13 protein-coding genes and 1 pseudogene are annotated in these 16,370 nt (G+C 60.3%); 8 read left to right on the top strand and 6 right to left on the bottom strand.

All coding sequences use genetic code 11. The features are described 5' to 3' along the window. Nucleotides 1–23 precede the first annotated feature (23 nt). The 5 genes from ACNAZA_RS03860 to ACNAZA_RS03840 all read left to right on the top strand — a co-directional run bounded on the left by ACNAZA_RS03860 (nt 24) and on the right by ACNAZA_RS03840 (nt 3,265). A complete protein-coding gene (locus tag ACNAZA_RS03860) occupies nt 24–560 on the top strand; it encodes an RNA polymerase sigma factor (protein WP_415795107.1) in 537 nt (178 codons plus the stop codon). A 123-nt stretch (nt 561–683) separates the two neighbouring features. Beyond that, nucleotides 684–1,049 carry a BufA1 family periplasmic bufferin-type metallophore gene (locus tag ACNAZA_RS03855; protein WP_415795106.1) on the top strand — a complete coding sequence of 122 codons (366 nt, stop codon included), beginning with the start codon at nt 684–686 and terminating at the stop codon, nt 1,047–1,049. 69 nt (nt 1,050–1,118) lie between these two features. Next, entirely contained in the window at nt 1,119–2,009 is an 891-nt protein-coding gene (gene bufB, locus ACNAZA_RS03850; RefSeq protein ID WP_415795105.1) for an MNIO family bufferin maturase, read from the top strand. Next, nucleotides 1,993–2,781: an HvfC/BufC N-terminal domain-containing protein gene (locus tag ACNAZA_RS03845; RefSeq protein WP_415795104.1), complete on the top strand. Its 789-nt coding sequence runs from the start codon at nt 1,993–1,995 to the stop codon at nt 2,779–2,781. The genes bufB and ACNAZA_RS03845 overlap by 17 nt, the downstream gene beginning before the upstream one ends. Next, nucleotides 2,774–3,265 (top strand): DoxX family protein, encoded by a 492-nt coding sequence (locus tag ACNAZA_RS03840; protein WP_415795103.1) that lies wholly within the window; start codon nt 2,774–2,776, stop codon nt 3,263–3,265. Before ACNAZA_RS03845 ends, ACNAZA_RS03840 begins: the two co-directional genes overlap by 8 nt. A 479-nt stretch (nt 3,266–3,744) precedes the next feature. Here the strand turns inward: ACNAZA_RS03840 and ACNAZA_RS03835 are convergent, their stop codons facing one another. Continuing rightward, on the bottom strand, nt 3,745–4,113 hold the full coding sequence (locus tag ACNAZA_RS03835; protein ID WP_415795101.1) for a DUF1428 domain-containing protein: 369 nt from the start codon (nt 4,111–4,113) through the stop codon (nt 3,745–3,747). A 487-nt stretch (nt 4,114–4,600) separates the two neighbouring features. Here ACNAZA_RS03835 and ACNAZA_RS03830 point away from each other — a divergent pair, with 487 nt between their 5' ends. Then, complete coding sequence (locus tag ACNAZA_RS03830) at nt 4,601–6,700, top strand: autotransporter-associated beta strand repeat-containing protein (RefSeq protein WP_415795100.1); 2,100 nt, start codon at nt 4,601–4,603, stop codon at nt 6,698–6,700. 126 nt (nt 6,701–6,826) lie between these two features. After that, nucleotides 6,827–7,020: pseudogene (locus ACNAZA_RS03825) on the top strand (transposase); the annotation flags it as partial. Between the two features lie 58 nt (nt 7,021–7,078). Here ACNAZA_RS03825 and ACNAZA_RS03820 read toward each other — a convergent pair. The 4 genes from ACNAZA_RS03820 to ACNAZA_RS03805 form a co-directional block, all read right to left on the bottom strand. After that, nucleotides 7,079–7,564 (bottom strand): VOC family protein, encoded by a 486-nt coding sequence (locus ACNAZA_RS03820; protein ID WP_415795099.1) that lies wholly within the window; start codon nt 7,562–7,564, stop codon nt 7,079–7,081. A 138-nt stretch (nt 7,565–7,702) separates the two neighbouring features. Beyond that, nucleotides 7,703–9,826 (bottom strand): elongation factor G, encoded by a 2,124-nt coding sequence (fusA, locus tag ACNAZA_RS03815; protein WP_415795097.1) that lies wholly within the window; start codon nt 9,824–9,826, stop codon nt 7,703–7,705. A 319-nt stretch (nt 9,827–10,145) separates the two neighbouring features. After that, nucleotides 10,146–12,395, bottom strand: a complete 2,250-nt coding sequence (locus tag ACNAZA_RS03810) for a xanthine dehydrogenase family protein molybdopterin-binding subunit (RefSeq protein ID WP_415795095.1) — start codon at nt 12,393–12,395, stop codon at nt 10,146–10,148. A gap of 11 nt (nt 12,396–12,406) precedes the next feature. Continuing rightward, the gene (locus tag ACNAZA_RS03805) at nt 12,407–12,880 is read right to left on the bottom strand and encodes a (2Fe-2S)-binding protein (protein WP_415795094.1); all 474 of its coding nucleotides are present in this window, start codon (nt 12,878–12,880) and stop codon (nt 12,407–12,409) included. A 323-nt stretch (nt 12,881–13,203) separates the two neighbouring features. Here ACNAZA_RS03805 and ACNAZA_RS03800 point away from each other — a divergent pair, with 323 nt between their 5' ends. After that, on the top strand, nt 13,204–14,112 hold the full coding sequence (locus ACNAZA_RS03800) for an AraC family transcriptional regulator (RefSeq protein WP_415795093.1): 909 nt from the start codon (nt 13,204–13,206) through the stop codon (nt 14,110–14,112). A gap of 107 nt (nt 14,113–14,219) precedes the next feature. Here the strand turns inward: ACNAZA_RS03800 and prpR are convergent, their stop codons facing one another. Next, complete coding sequence (prpR, locus tag ACNAZA_RS03795; RefSeq protein ID WP_415795347.1) at nt 14,220–16,196, bottom strand: propionate catabolism operon regulatory protein PrpR; 1,977 nt, start codon at nt 16,194–16,196, stop codon at nt 14,220–14,222. Nucleotides 16,197–16,370 lie beyond the last annotated feature (174 nt).

The raw sequence follows: 16,370 nt of genomic DNA, 5'->3' as shown, positions 1-16,370 counted from the left end.
ATGGCAACGTGGGGGAGCAAACCATGCGAATTCAAGCTAGTGCACGCGACAACCTTATCTTTGCTGCGCAATCGGGCGACGCGGTCGCCATCACCCAATTGCTGGCGGTATGCCAGGCCGATGCGCGCCGTTATGCATATAAGCACTGCCATGCCAGCGACGTGGATGACGCTGTCCAGGAGTCCTTGCTGATTATTTCTCGCAAGGTCAGCGGACTGAAAGCCGCCGCCGCCTTCTCCTCCTGGTTGTTCACGATCATCAAGCATGAGTGCCGCAAGCTCTCTCGCATGATGTTCAGGCACGAACCATTACCTGACGAGGCAGCGGAAGAGTTGCTGCTGAGCCGGCCCAGCGATGATTTGAGGATAGACCTTGCGCGCGCCTTGGAATCGCTGCCGGCTCATTACCTCGAAGTAGTGCTGCTGCGCGACTTTGAGGAACTGACGATCGCAGAAATTGCGCAGCGGTTGGACGAACCTTCCAGTGCGGTCAAAAGCCGACTGCACCGTGCCCGCGCATTGGTGCGCGAATACATGCTGGGCACAGAGCCCGGCCGGTGATGTCTTTTTGTTTTTCTTCGAACCGTTTTGCATGTTCGCCGACTCTTAGTAAGTGAGGCTGGCAATAGCCAGTCGACCACCCGCAGCTCATCCGGCTGCATCAGCATTTGCTAGGAGATTGAAATGTCGAACCAAGTGTCAAACCACATGTTGTCAGCAGCCGTTGCCACGGCTTTTGTTGCCGCACTCAGCGTAGTTTCCGCTCCGGCCTTTGCCCATGACATGAAGAGCATGAGCAAGGCTGACATGGAAAAAATGATGATGGAGACCCGCGCCAAGAACATGGAGACGATGAAAACCGGCAAGTTCGAGAAGTGCTATGGCGTCGCCCTCAAGGGGCAGAACGACTGCTTTGCCGGCGCCGGAACCACCTGCGCGGGTACCAGCATGTCCGACTACCAAGGCAATGCCTGGAAGATGGTCGCCAAGGGCACCTGCACGACGATTTCGACACCCAATGGTTACGGCAGCCTCGAAGCCAAGTCCTGAGGCTAGCGTCCGATCCGGTGGGCGGAGCATGGCGTTACCGTCCACCAGCGAGATAGAAACGAGGTCGTCATGGGCTTACACCAAATTCCACGTGTCGCCAAAGGGGATGTTCCCGCCCGCGCAGGCATCGGCCTTAAGGCCGATTACTACCGCACCATCCTCGAGACCCAGCCCGATGTGGGCTTTTTCGAGGTCCATGCAGAAAATTACATGGGGGCCGGCGGCCCGCCTCACCGCTATCTGACGGCTATCCGCGAGCGCTACCCTCTGTCGCTGCATGGCGTGGGCCTGTCCATCGGCGCCGATCGGCCGCTCGACCTTGCGCATTTACTGCACCTGAAGGCACTGATAGTGCGCTACGAACCCGGTCTGTTTTCTGAACACCTTGCCTGGTCCTCGCATGAGGGCTGCTACCTCGACGACCTGTTGCCGGTGCCCTATACCGACGAGGCCATGAACCGCATTTGCCATCACATCGACCAGGTGCAGGACGTTCTGGGCCAGCAGATGCTGCTGGAGAACCCTGCGACCTACCTTTGGTTCCAGGAAAGCACCTGGCACGAGACGGATTTCATCCGCGAGATCGCCCAAAGAACCGGCTGCGGCCTGCTGCTGGATGTGAACAATGCCTTCGTGGCGAGCACGAACCAGCAGTGGGATGCCTCCAGCTACATTGACGACTTCCCCCTTGGCCAGGTTCAACAGATCCATCTCGCCGGCCACGCCCGCCAGACGGACGAGAAAGGTCATCCCTTGCTGATCGACGCACACGACAGAGCTGTGGACCAGCAGGTCTGGCGTCTGTTTCGACAGGTCATCCAGCAGATCGGGCCGATGCCTACGCTGATTGAATGGGATGCCAACATGCCCGCCTGGCTCGAACTACATGCGCAGGCGGTCATGGCCGAGGCGCAGATGGATGTTGGAACGAAGGAGCAACGCTATGGCTCGCTTGGCTGAGCGTCAGAAGGCCTTCGCTGCGGCGCTGCTCGATTCCAGCCTCCCTGCGCCCGTGGGCCTGCTCGGCCCCGATGGCGAGCCGAGCACGAGGCGTTTCAACGTCTACCGCAACAACGTCTTCATCGGATTGACCAATGCGTTGCGTGCGAGCTTTCCCTGCACCGCCAAGTTGGTGGGGGATGAATTCTTCATGGGGATGGCTCGTGTTTTTGCCGCAGCCCATCCCCCTAGGTCGCCCGTGCTGCTGCACTACGGCGCCGAGTTCCCGGATTTCATTGCGTCCTTCCCGCCGGCCGCATCCCTTCCTTATCTCGCCGACGTGGCCCGCATCGAGCGTGCCGGGACCGACGCATACCACGCACGCGATGAGGAATCTTTACTACCCAGCGCGTTCGCGGGCGTACCTCCCGAGCAAGCGCTGTTTCTGCGCTTCAGGCTCCACCCATCGGTGCGCCTGCTGCGCTCTCCATTTCCAGCCTTCACGATCTGGCGCATGAATGCCGCCGATGGCACACCGGAGCCGGTCGACCTCGCGGAATCCCAGGACACGCTGGTGCTACGCCCCGACGCCGAGGTGGATGTACGCCAGATACTCCCTGCGAGCCATGATTTCATGGCTGCGCTGGCTCAGGGCATGACGCTAGCGCAAGCGTTGGAAACCGCGCTGGCTACCGATGCCGAGTTCGACTTGTCAGAGAACTTGCGGGAACTAATCCAGATGGGGGCCTTCGTGGGCTTCAACCTGGGTACAGGGGAGAGCCATCATGATTGATGTACCAAAAGTGAAGCAGTTGACCGGTTTGCCTCGCATGGTGAACTGTACGCTGGCGGGAATGACGAAGGCGGCAGCCATCGCTGCACCGATATTTTTGCGGGTGGCGTTGGCGTTGCCTTTCTTCAAATCCGGGCTCACCAAATGGGATGGCTTTCTGTCCCTGTCTCCGGTGACCACCTTTCTCTTCGAAGAAGAGTTCAAGCTGCACATCCTCGGTCATGTTTATGACCTTCCCGCCCCGAAAATCCTCGCCTTGGCCGCCGGCTCGGCGGAGATCATTTTTCCAATCCTGCTGATCCTGGGTCTGGGCACACGCTTCAGCGCCATTGGGCTGCTGGGCATGACTGCGGTGATCCAGCTCATCGTGCCGGACGGTTGGGCCAACTTTCACTTGCCCTGGGCGACGATGGCCATCGCGCTGATTGCCGTCGGGCCGGGTCGACTGTCACTCGATCATTGGATAGCAAAGGCTGTGCAATAGCCGCTCCATCATCTCTGGGGCTCACAACATCCGCCGGCACCGTCCTGCTTCGATGGGTATTGCTCTTCTAGGGGCCAGGGGAACGAACTATCGGGTGGCTGGATGCATCGGCAACTCCTGGTTTGTTCAACGCAATTTCGCAGATAACAGGGAACCCATCATGTATTGCAGCACTTCCTTATCGACACAACTGTTCCGCGGCGCTTTGGCGGCAGCCTCCATTGCCGGCGCTGTCGCCATCACGCCGCACTTTTGGCCTGCGATAGGTCTGCTGGGCTTGGCCATCTACTTGATGAGAGGCTGTCCCGCCTGCTGGCTGATAGGTATATTGGAGGCTATTCGTGACCGTCGCGAACGCAAGCAACCGATGTAGGTAATCGCTCAAATGCGACGAAACCACGGAAGCGGACGTTCCCAAGAAAGATCACCATGTCCGCTTCTGGTCGGAAGCCGTGGCAGAACACGGCCTTAAATAGCCCTTAAGCCTTCACTTCGACTACCTGTTCGAAGCCCCCAAAGATCATGCGTTTTCCATCGAAGGGCATGGGCGGGTTGCCGGGGGCAGATGGATCCATGCGCGGATCTTCCATCATCTTCTTCATGGCGACGTCACGCGTAGCCTTGTCCGGCCATTCAACCCAGGAAAAAGCCACCGTCTCCTCGGCCGTGGCCTGCACTGAGCGTCGGAAGTCGGTGACTTTCCCATCAGGAACGTCATCACCCCAACCCTCGATCACACGGATTGCGCCCAGCTCGATGAATATCGGGTCGAGCTTGCGTGCGTGCTCAATAAATTTTTCCTTGTTAGCGGTGGGGACAGCGATCACGAAACCATCGATATATGACATGTTTTCACTCCTGCTAAGTTTGAACGGCCAGTGCTTAAACAGCACCGCTACAGAATAACCGCCAGGCTCAGCACTGTAGTGCTCGACCCTTTGCGCTCGCAGGTCACGCTCAAGCCATCCGAGCCGAGCATGGCCTTTCAACATTGTCTATAGCGCGACGTCGGGCGAACGGCAACCTGAAGGACCAGTGCGGTCAATGCACATGCTTCTTGGCCTTCAATCTTTGCATTTGGAGCCCTGTCTTCGGTGTCGAATTTTTCGAATGACCTCGAATCAGGGTCGGTGCAAAGCACAACTTACAGCCACGTGAGTCAGCATGAGAAATAACTATGACTCGCTGACTTGATATGTCACAGAGGATTCATTATTTTCCATAAACATTGCGCGCTTATTTGCCTTTGAAATCAGCTCGCGTATGCAAACTTTCGTTCGTTTTTCATCACATAAGAAAAAATTCGCTCTTCGTGCCGTCGCCTTGGCAACTCTCTTGACCCTGGCCGCATGCGGCGGCGGTGGCGATGAAGAAACGGTTGCAGGCTATGTCATTCCCGGTCCACCCACGGGGCTGGGCACGGAAACGATCAATGTCACACCGCAAACTGCGACCAGCATGCCTGCATCGCGCACGGATGTGCCCAAGTACCGCGAAGACGCCACCGTCTTTAACTCCGGCAGACATGATGCAACGGCCAGTGGCAACAACTCCTGCTATGCCGATCACACCACCAATAGCACGCTGCGCATTCTGTCGGGCTTCCTCGATATCTGGGAGCCTTCCGAGCGAAAGATGAACGGCTTCAAGAAGTCCGATTACGCGGGAATCTTTACAGCTGGCGCGACCACACCGGATACCAACGTTATCGGAAAAGAAGCCTGCGATGCATTCGGTCTTACTACCTGGAACGGTGTCTGGCATGTGCTCACGGCAGACAACACCAACAGCACGCCAGGCCAAGCTCCAACAGCGGGGACCACTGGAACGGTCAAGAAGAGCGAGCTGTTTCTGCAGAACATGGCGTATTCTTCCAAGCTGACCACGCAAACCACTTACACCGACGCGCAGAAAGAAGACATCAAGCTGGACGACACCGGCAACAAGGTCACGCGCACGGTCATGGGTGGCTCGCTAGGGCCGCTGGGCAAGGCCTGGGATGATCTGGCCAAAAATCCCAGCTCCGGTTGGGGCGACACCAATACCCAAACCAACCCCGAGTTCGGGGCGGTGCTTCAGTTCGTTGACAACGCCACGGTCGGCAATATCGCGTCGGACAACGGACCCAAAGGCTTCTACAAATTTGCCCGCCCTTATCGCTGGTCGGCTGCAGACAGCAGCCTTCCCATAGTCAAGGTCCTGCCCGAGCTGCTGTCGCGTCGCGCTGCTGGCGATGATGCGCCCGCGGCCCAGACCAAGGCTCAGCAGGACTCCGACTTCCCCAGCGGCCATACCGCTGAGTTCGTGCGCTACTCGATGGCCATCGCTTACGTGGCACCACAGCGCTTCCATGAAGCAGTGGCGCGTGGGCTGGAAGCAGGCGAAAACCGCATCCGTGCCGGCATGCACTCGGCACTAGGTGTCATGGGCGGACGTATGCTCGGCTCGTCGGTATGGATGCCTTTTCTAAAGGGTGCCGGTGATCGCGGTCTGGCCTATACCGAAGCGCAGCGTCAGGTCGTGTTTCAGCAGGCGCAAGCACAACTGCGTACCAAGCTGGGCGTGAGTACCGGCGTGGAGCTTTGGAATGTTGCGCACTCGGCCAAGGTCAGTGATGACCGCTTTGCGGATTTCGCGAATGCCAAGGCTGAATACCTCAGGCGGCTGACATTCGGCTTTGCACAAGACAAGACCAAGGCTGGCAAACCTGCCGTGGTGCCCAAGGGAATGGAAACCCTGCTGGAAACCCGCTTCCCCTATCTGACGGCAGAGCAGCGACGGGCCGTGCTCAAAACCACGGCCATTGATTCCGGCTACCCGGTGCTTGACGATGAGGAAGGCTTTGGCCGCCTGAACCTGTTCGATGCAGCCAGCGGCTACGGCAAGCTGGAGGCCGATGTAACCGTCACCATGAACAACAGCACCGAAGGCTTTTGTGTTTCGGGTTTCTGTACTTTTGACCAATGGCGCAACGATATCAGCGGTGCAGGCAAGCTGACCAAGCGGGGAACCGGCACCCTGGCATTGACAGGCGCCAACACCTATAGTGGCGGCACCGTGGTTTCAGTAGGAACCTTGCGCGCGGATTCTGCTACGGCGATAGGCACCGGCGCGATGTACATCGATGGCGGTACGTTCGCGACCAACGGCAACCAGATCAAGGTGGCCGGCCCCTACACACAGAAGTCGGGGACGTTGAACTTGGCGCTATCCAGCAGCACCGCCGGTACGCTGGCTGTGGCTGACCATGCAGCACTGGCCGGTGCTTTGAATCTGAACTTCATCAGCGGATATACGCCCAAGACGGGCGACAAAATTGTGGTGCTGACCGCCAAAGGCGTGCACAACAAGTTCGCCAATGTGGTGGTGGACGGCTTTGCCAAGTCCACTGTGAGCTATGCCGATACCAGCGTGACCATTACCTTGGCCAACTGATCGGACCAAGTGCAAAGGCCTGCGCGATTTTGTGGCGCAGGCCTTTCTCATATTGAAGCCTGGACTTTTTCAGTCACTACGGAAATTGCGACGCCGCCCCAACTTTGAGTAGCGCTTGGCTGGGATATGAAGAAGCGATTCTCCGAAGAGCAGAGCATTGACTTCCTGAGAGAAGCAAAAGCCGGTTTGAGCATGGCCGAGCTGCGCCGAAAGCACGGCTTCTCGGAAGCCAGCAACTACCTGCGGCCCAGTCAGTTCGGCAGCATGAACGTCTTGGATGCCACGCGCCTCAAAGAGCTGAAATGGAGAACACCCGGCTCACGTGGCGTGACTCTGCCTGCGGTTTCCATTAACGCTGTCACCCGACAACGACAGAAACTAGCCTGCGTTCTTGACTGCCGCCTCGATCGTCGCCACATCAATCTTGACCATCTGCATCATGGCTTCAAAGGCACGTTGGGCGGCGCTGCGGTCGGAATTGGCGATGGCCTGCAACAGGATGCGCGGCGTGATCTGCCAGGAGATACCCCAGCGGTCCTTGCACCAGCCGCAGGCACTTTCCTGGCCCCCATTACCGACAATGGCGTTCCAGAGTCTATCGGTCTCGGCCTGGTCGTCGGTTGCGATTTGGAATGAGAAGGCTTCGCTGTGCTGAAAATGCGGACCGCCGTTCAGGCCCACGCAGGCCACGCCGGCGACCGTGAACTCCACCAGCAGCACATCGCCCTCTTTGCCATCGGGATAGTCGCCAGGCGCGCGGTGAACCGCTCCCACAGAGCTGTCCGGAAAAGTCTGGGCATAGAAGTTCGCCGCCTCCAGCGCATCACCCACATACCAAAGGCATACCGTGTTTTTGGGGCTCATGGTGCTAGATTCCTTGTCAACTGACGTTAGGTCTAAACGACTGAATAAAAAGCGTTTTTTCGGCAACGAGTTCTCGAACATCCGGACATTCAGACTGGGCTTCCGGTGCTATTAACTGCACCTGTTCAACCAGTAGGTTCAGCCCGACTTTCTGGCAGACGGTGAAGAAGAAATCGCTGCAACCACCTGCGCTGGCGCTTCCGAGTAGCGTTTGAACTCCATGGTGTAGGTGGCGCGGCCCTGCGTCATGGAGCGCAAATGCGTGGCATAGCCAAACATCTCCGACAGCGGCACTTCGGCCTTGATGGTTTTACCGCCGCCGGCAATGTCATCCATGCCTTGCACCATGCCGCGGCGCGACGACAGATCGCCCATCAGGGTGCCGGCGTAGTCTTCGGGCGTTTCCACTTCCACAGCCATCATGGGCTCCAGAATCACCGGACTGGCTTTTCTGGCCGCCTCCTTGAAGCCCAGAATGGCGGCCATCTTGAAAGCCATCTCGTTCGAATCCACGTCGTGGTAGGAGCCAAAAGTCAGGCGCACGCGTACATCCACCACCGGGTAGCCGGCCAGCACGCCCGAAGTCAAAGCCTCGCGCACGCCTTTTTCCACGGCGGGGATAAATTCGCGCGGCACCACGCCGCCCTTGATTTCGTCAACAAACTCGAAGCCCTTGCCCGACTCCATGGGCTCCACCGTCAACACGACATGGCCGTACTGGCCCTTGCCACCGGATTGGCGCACGAACTTGCCGTCCACATCCGTGACTTTCTTGCGAATGGTTTCCCGGTAGGCGACCTGAGGTTTGCCTACATTGGCCTCCACGTGAAATTCGCGTTTCATGCGGTCAACGATGATCTCCAGATGCAGCTCGCCCATGCCGGCGATGATGGTCTGCCCCGACTCCTCATCGGTGCGCACTCTGAACGAGGGGTCCTCCGCCGCCAGACGCGAGAGCGCCAAGCCCATTTTTTCCTGATCGGCCTTGGTCTTGGGCTCCACCGCCTGTGCGATTACCGGCTCAGGGAAGGACATTTTTTCCAACACAATCGGAGCAGAAGGATCGCACAGCGTCTCGCCCGTGGTCACATCCTTGAGCCCCACGCAGGCAGCGATATCGCCGGCGCGGATTTCATCGATTTCCTGGCGGGCGTTGGCATGCATTTGCACAATTCGGCCTATGCGCTCCTTCTTGCCCCGGATGGGGTTGTAGACAACGTCGCCCTTGGACAGCACGCCTGAGTAAACGCGCACAAAGGTCAGTTGCCCCACGAAGGGGTCGGTCATGAGTTTGAAAGCCAGGGCGGCGAATTTTTCATTGTCGTCCGCATGCCGCACCAGCATTTCGCTGGCATCGTCGTCTTCGCTATGACCCGTCACCGGCGGCACATCCAGCGGAGACGGCATGAATTCGATCATGGCATCGAGTAGCCGCTGCACGCCCCGGTTTTTGAACGCAGAGCCACATAGCATGGGCTGAATTTCGGTGGCAATGGTGCGCAGACGCAGACCTGCGGTGATCTCGGCAGCGCTGAGATCACCGGTTTCCAGGTACTTGTCGGTAAGCTCCACGGTGGCCTCAGCAGCAGCTTCCACCATTTTCATCCGCCACTCATTGGCGCTGGCCTGAAGCGACTCGGGGATGTCCTGGTACTCGAACTTCACGCCCTGCGATTCATCATCCCAGAAGATGGCTTTCATCTTGATGAGATCAATCACACCGTGAAAATCGGCCTCTGCACTGATGGGGATCACGACAGGCACTGGGTGGGCATTGAGGCGATCAATCATCATCTGGCGCACGCGAAAGAAATCTGCACCAACGCGGTCCATCTTGTTCACAAAGGCCAGGCGCGGCACCTTGTACTTGTTGGCTTGGCGCCAGACGGTTTCGGATTGGGGCTGCACGCCGCCCACGGAGTCATACACCATGACTGCACCGTCCAGCACGCGCATGGAACGCTCGACCTCGATGGTGAAATCCACGTGACCCGGCGTGTCGATGATGTTGATGCGATGGGCAGGAAAGTTGTGCTCCATACCGGACCAGAAAGCCGTGGTGGCGGCCGAGGTGATGGTGATGCCACGCTCCTGCTCCTGCTCCATCCAGTCCATGGTGGCTGCGCCGTCATGCACTTCGCCCAGCTTGTGATTGACACCGGTATAGAACAAGATGCGCTCGGTCGTGGTGGTCTTGCCGGCATCGATGTGCGCGGAAATGCCGATGTTGCGATAGTGCTCTATAGGGGTATGACGAGCCATGACAACCTCCCTTGACGGTGAGAAAAAAGGCGCCATATCCGCAGCGCCGACAGCATGACGAAAGTGGGTCACGCTGGGTGTGCGAACACGGTCGCACTGTCAATATGACAAACCAGCGACGCGTAAAAATCCACGCAACACCGATGAGCCATGGCTCTTAATGTGGCGTATCGCACAGCTTTGCACAAGCGGAAGAAAGCGTCAGCTCGCCGCTACAAGAGCGGCCACGGCGAGTCGCTGATGCGCACCAAGCCTGGCGGTGAAGTGTCCACCGCCAAGCCGGAGAGCCGCTCAGCAACTGACGCCCATGCGGCCCCGTTCAAGCCAGGTTGAAAGGCAGCTGGCGCAGCGGCTTGCCGGTGAGCTGAACGATGGCGTTGGCAAAGGCCGGTGCCAGTGGCGGCAGACCGGGCTCTCCCATGCCGGTGGGAGCATCGGCGCTGCGCACGATATGCACTTCGAACTCCGGTACGTCGGTGATGCGGGGTACAGCGAAGTCGCCGAAGTTGCTCTGCTGCACCACACCGTCCTTCAAGGTGATGGCGCCGCCGGGCAGGCACATCGACAAACCCATGACCGCTGCGCCCTGCACCTGTGCTTCGACGCTGCGCGGGTTGACGGCCAGATTGCAGTGCACGCCGCTGGTGACCCGGTGCAGCACCGGCTGACCGTCCTTGACGGAAGCTTCCACCACATAGGCCACTACGGTGTTGAAAGATTCATGCACCGCCACGCCCCAGGCACGGCCGGCCGGCAGTTTTCGCTTGCCGTAACCGCTCTTGTCCACCGCCAGCTGCAGCGCGGCGCGGTGGCGCTCATGCTGTTTGCCGAAAAGCCGCATGCGATAGGCCACCGGGTCTTGCCTAGTGGCTCGGGCGATCTCGTCGATCAGGGTTTCCATCACAAAAGCGGTGTGAGTGGAGCCCACGCTGCGCCACCACAGCACGGGCACATTGACCTCGGGGTGCTGCACGGTCAGACGCATGGGCAGCGGATAGGGGTCGCGCATGCCTTCCGTGGCCGTGCCGTCTATGCCATTCTTTAGCTGGAACTGCTCGAAGATGGAGCCCTTGGTGATGGACTGCCCCACGATGACATGGTCCCAGGCCAGAACCTTTCCTTGCGCATCAAAGCCTATATGTGCCCGATGCAGATGCATGGGCCGGTAATAGCCGCCCTTGATGTCGTCCTCGCGGCTCCACAGCAGGCGCACCGGCACGTTCAGGCCGGCGGCTTGCATGGCCTTGGCTATCTGGCAGGCTTCGACCACAAAATCGCTGCTGGCCGAGAAGCGCCGGCCAAAACCGCCGCCCGCCATCTGCACATGCAGCTTGACCCGCTCAGGCTTTACGCCCAGCACGCGCGCAGCAGCAGCGGCATCCAGACCGGCACACTGGGAACCCACCCACAGCTCGGCGCGGTCGCCGGACAGCTTGACGGTGCAGTTCAGCGGCTCCATGGGTGCATGGGCCAGATAAGGGAAGACAAACTCGGCTTGAAGCTGCCGTGGCGCCTTGGTCAGCGGCGCCATGTCGGCATCGAATTTTCGCGGGCCCGGCTGGCTGGCCAGTTCGCGGTACTGTGCCAGTTGCTTATCGCTATCCACCTTTTCCACGGCAGCAGTGTCCCACTTCAGCTTGAGCGCCTCGCGGCCCTGCTTGGCGGGCCAGTAGCCATCAGCCACCACGGCCACACCCTCGGCGCCACGGTCTAGCGGCACGCGCAGCACGGCCTTCACACCCTTGACGGCGCGCGCCGCGCTGTCGTCCACCGAGGCCAGGCGAGCCCCAAACACGGGCGGATGTGCCACCACGGCCGTCAGCTGACCGGGCTGCTTCACATCAATGCCGAAGTCCTGACGCCCGCTGCTCTTGGCGCCCGCATCCAGACGCGTGGTGGGCTGGCCGATAAGGCGAAAGTCCTTGGGGTTCTTCAGCGTGACTTTTTCCGGCACCGGCAAGGCCATGGCGGCTTCGGCCAGCTCGCCATAGCCCAGCTTGCGGCCATCCGGGCTCAGCACCATGCCGGCCTGGGTGCGCAAAGTGGCGGCATCAAGCTTCCAGCGGGCCGCCGCAGCGGACAGCAGCATGGCCCTGGCGCGCGCGCCCAGCTCGCGATACTGGGTGAAGCTGTTCTTGATGGACTGGGAACCGCCGGTGATGTGCATGCCAAACAGCGGATCAAAGTAGGCCGCGTCGTTACTGCCGCTTTGGCTGCGAACCAGGCTCCAGTCCGCATCCAGCTCCTCGGCCAGAATCATCGGTAGGCCGGTTTGAACGCCCTGGCCGAACTCCAGCCGGTTGATGGTCACCGTGACCTCGCCGTTCGGGGCAATCTGCACGAAGGCCGATGGTTGCTGCGTCGGTTTCAGGGTCTGTGCTAGCTTGGTCGCACCGTCGGCCTGCGCCATTGCCACTTGGGGAAACGCGCCCAGCGCCAGGCCGCCGATACCGGCCAGCTTCAAGAAGTTGCGGCGAGCCAGGGGCGCCGCTTCTTCGCGCTTGTCTACCGCCATCAGGCGTTGAAGGGTGCGCGGCAACTCGCTGGGATCAATGTGGGTGGGCAGCATGGAGCTCTCCTTCAAACCAGGGTTTTGGCTGCATCGGCCACGGCGGCGCGAATGCGAGCGTAAGTGCCGCAGCGGCAGATGTTGCCCGCCATGGCCGAATCAATCTCGGCGGCGCTGGGCTGCTTGCCGCGCGGCAGCGACTTGAGAAAGGCCGTCGCACTCATGATCTGGCCGCTCTGGCAGTAGCCGCACTGCGCCACGTCGTGCTTGACCCAGGCGGTGTACACAGCAGAGCCTATGCGGTCGTTGCCATCGGTTGCCGCTTCGATCGTGGTGATCTGCTTGCCCTCGGCGGAGGAAATGGGGGTCACGCAGGAGCGGATGGCCTGGCCATCCAGATGCACCGTGCAGGCGCCGCACAGCGCCGCACCGCAACCGAATTTGGTGCCTGTCATACCCAGCGTGTCACGCAAGGCCCAGAGGATGGGGGTGGTGGGGTCAGCGTCGAGCGTGTGCTCACGGCCGTTAACGTTTAACGTGTTCATGGTGGGCAGTTCTCCATTGGATCGGCGATGCCGCAATGCGGTTGCGCGGGATGACGCTCTTGAGCATACAAGGCGAGAAAAGCGACGCCAGCTGACACTTCTCAAGGGTGATCGCCGCCTATGAGTGTCTGTGTTTGCATCGGATCTAACTTGCCATTTTCGATTTTTGTATTGCCTTTTTCGATTTTTCGCGCGCCCAGACCTGTCCAGAAGCTGCATCGGTCATACAGTCTCTGTAGGCCGAGCGCCACGGCTGCGTTCCGGCTGCATGCTGGCTAGCCATCTGAATTTCAGAATCCATTCAACTCTTTAGACCTGCTGACATGTCCATCGAAACCTTGGCCCAGGAAATTGGCAAGATTGCTCAAAATGATGGCGACCATCAGACGGGCATACCGCAGCTGAGCATCCACCGGCGCAGTGCCAGCACCGCACCCATGCATTGCATTTACGGGTTGGGCCTGGGCATCACCGCGCAAGGTGGCAAACAGGTGACTCTTGGCGAGCAGGTGATTGCCTACGGGCCAGGCCAATCCCTGTTGACCACCGTCGATCTGCCCGTGGTCTCCCATGTCACCAAGGCCAGTCTGGCCCAGCCTTTTCTGGGCATGATGCTGCGATTCGACGGCAGCGCTCTGCTGCAATTGGCCACCGAGATGGCGCTGCCGCCGGTGTCGCGAGAGCAGGTATCTCGCGCGATCTCGCTGCGCCCGCTGGAAGCGCCCTTGCTCGATGCCTTGACCCGCCTGGTGCAACTGCTGAGCGAGCCTGAACTCATCACCCCGATTGCGCCCCTGATTCAGCGGGAGATCATGGTGAGACTGCTGTCCGGCCCGCATGGGCCCTATCTAAGGCAGTTGGTGGCATCAGGCTCCCCCAGCCACCAGATCGCACAAGCCATGACCTGGCTCAAACAGAATTTCAGCCGCGACGTGCTGATGAACGAGCTTGCCGCCAGCGTGCACATGAGCCCATCCACCTTCAGACAGCATTTCCGCAACCTCGCAGGCATGAGCCCCGTGCAGTACCAAAGGCAGTTGCGCCTGCAACAGGCGCGGCAGCTGATGCTCAATCAGGCTCTGGATGCCAGCACTACGGCAGCGCGCGTGGGCTATGAAAGCGCCTCGCAGTTCAGCCGTGACTACAGCCGCCTGTTTGGTGCACCGCCTCAGCGCGACATCAAGAGAATGCAGCACCTGTCCCTGGCTGATGCGGAGCCGCCCGCCCCCTGACGCTGGCCGGCCAGAGCGCTCTTCTCGCAGCGCTCATAAAAAACACATAAAAAAGGCAGTTATTCCTTTCAGATACTTAGCTGAATGCTATTAAATACGCAGCAATATCATTCAACGGCCGCTTTCATGCGCCGCCACAAGGTGGCACGGCTGATGCCCAAAATTTCGCAGGCACGGGTCTGATTGCCGCCCACGCTTTGCAGCACCTGCAGCACGCGCTGGCGCTCGGCCTCGCGGCTGCTGTCCTTGAGCCGGGTCTTGCTCACCGTTGCCGCAGCCGCAATCGGTGCGGCGCATTCCACAAAGACCTCGGCCAGCCGCGCCGCATCGGGCTGGCCCTGGGCATCGCATAAATGGGGCTGGCAGGCCAGCAGGCGTTCCACCCAGTTGTCCAGCTCACGCACATTACCCGGCCAGCCATAGTCGGCCGCATGCGCCAGCATGGCCTGGAGCAGCAGGTCCAGCGCTGCATGCGGGGTCGATGCCAGCGGAGTCTCGTCTTTCAAACCCGGGCGGCTTGCCAGCCTGCGGCGGGCCAGCAGGGCCACATCTGCCGCGCCGCGCTCGCGCAGCGGCGAGGTCTGCAGGCGCAGCACCGCCAGGCGGTAATACAGATCACGGCGAAACAGCCCTTTTTCCACCTGAGCCGCCAGATCGGCGTGGGTGGCGGCCATCACCCGCACGTCCACGGGCACGGGCGTGGTGGAGCCCACGCGCAGCACCTCGCGCTCCTGCAGCACGCGCAGCAGGCGCGATTGCAGCGCCAGCGGCATATCGCCAATCTCGTCCAGAAACAGCGTGCCCGTGTGCGCCGCTTCAATCAGCCCGGTCTTGCCGCCCCGACGTGCGCCGGTAAAAGCGCCTTCGTCGTAGCCAAACAGCTCGCTCTCCAGCAGGCTTTCGCTGAGCGCTGCGCAGTTGACGGCTAAAAAAGGCTGGCCCGCACGCCGGCTGGCGCTGTGCATGCCCTGGGCCAGCAGCTCTTTGCCGGTGCCGCTCTCGCCCAGAATGAGCACCGTGGCCTCGGTCGCCGCGTACTGGCGCGCCAGTTGGCGCACGCGCTGGGTGGCGGGGCTTTCGCCCACATAGTCTTCCAGCCGCCAGCGCACACCCGCGCCGCGCTGGCTGCGGTTGGCGCGCAAGCTGCGGTCTGCACTCTGGATCACGGCCGGGTCGCGGCACACCAGCAGCGCACCGGTCAGCCGACCGTTTTCCCAGATGGGCGCACGGCGCAACACCAGGGTGCGCATTGCCAGCTGTACTACTTCCTCGCCGCCTTCATCGCCCTGCAGCACCTGGGCCACCCTCAGCACCGGTGCCACTTCATCGAGCAAACGCCCGTGCAGGGCCTGAAGCTCGGCACCCAGCAACAAGGCCATGCGTGCATTCAGGGCCTGTATGCGGCCCTGCTCATCCACGGCAACCACACCATCTTGCAATTGGCCGATCACGGTCTCCAGGCGCCGGTGGCGGTCGCGCTCCACCTGTTTGTGCCTGGCCAGCAGCAAAGCGTCACCCAAGGCCTGGTGCACGGATTTTTCGGAATACAGCAAGACACTGGGCATGCCGGCCTGCTCCGCCAGATCGGAAATCAAGCCCGGCGCCACCACCGCCCCCACGCCTGCGGCCTGCAGCTTTTGAATGCAGGCTGCCGCATCCTGCGGTCCCTGATAAGCCATCTGCACCAGGCCCAGGCCGAACAGCTGATCAAACTGGGCCACGATGGGTGACGGGGCTTCGAAAGACACCAGGCCCACATTCGGCGCCTCGGGCGAGACCTGGAGCTTGGCCTGGCGCAGGGCTTGCAGCAAATCCAGGCCCCGCACTTCCACCATGCTCACCGGTATGTCCACACGCTCGCGCACCCAGGCACCGCTGGCACCGGCGCCCACCAGAGCATCTATGGGTTGTCGCTGATTCAGTGCCTGAACCTGGGCCACGGCCTCATCAAACGAGGCCGCAACATGGGTAAAGCGCGCCTGCTCGGACCATAGCAGCGAGATCTTCTGCAACACCCGCCCTATGCGGTAGCGCCCCACGGTCACGATATGCGGCAGCTGCGACGCATCCGCACCAGCCGCCATGACGCGCAAAGGCAGGCTTTTCCCAGGCTTAGTCTCACTTGCTTCATTCATGAAATGCATTATTTCATTTTTGAAACAAGCAACCTTCATCCGATCAGGTCAAACAAGCACTACGACTCGAACATTTCTATAAAAATCAGGTGCTTGAGATGCATTCAGCTGAGCCCAGGCCTT

The sequence above is a fragment of the Comamonas aquatilis genome, assembly GCF_965139575.1.
GTDB lineage: Bacteria > Pseudomonadota > Gammaproteobacteria > Burkholderiales > Burkholderiaceae_C > Comamonas > Comamonas aquatilis.
The sequence above is the reverse complement of the archived record's forward strand: the minus strand, read 5'-3'. Positions and strand labels throughout refer to the sequence as shown.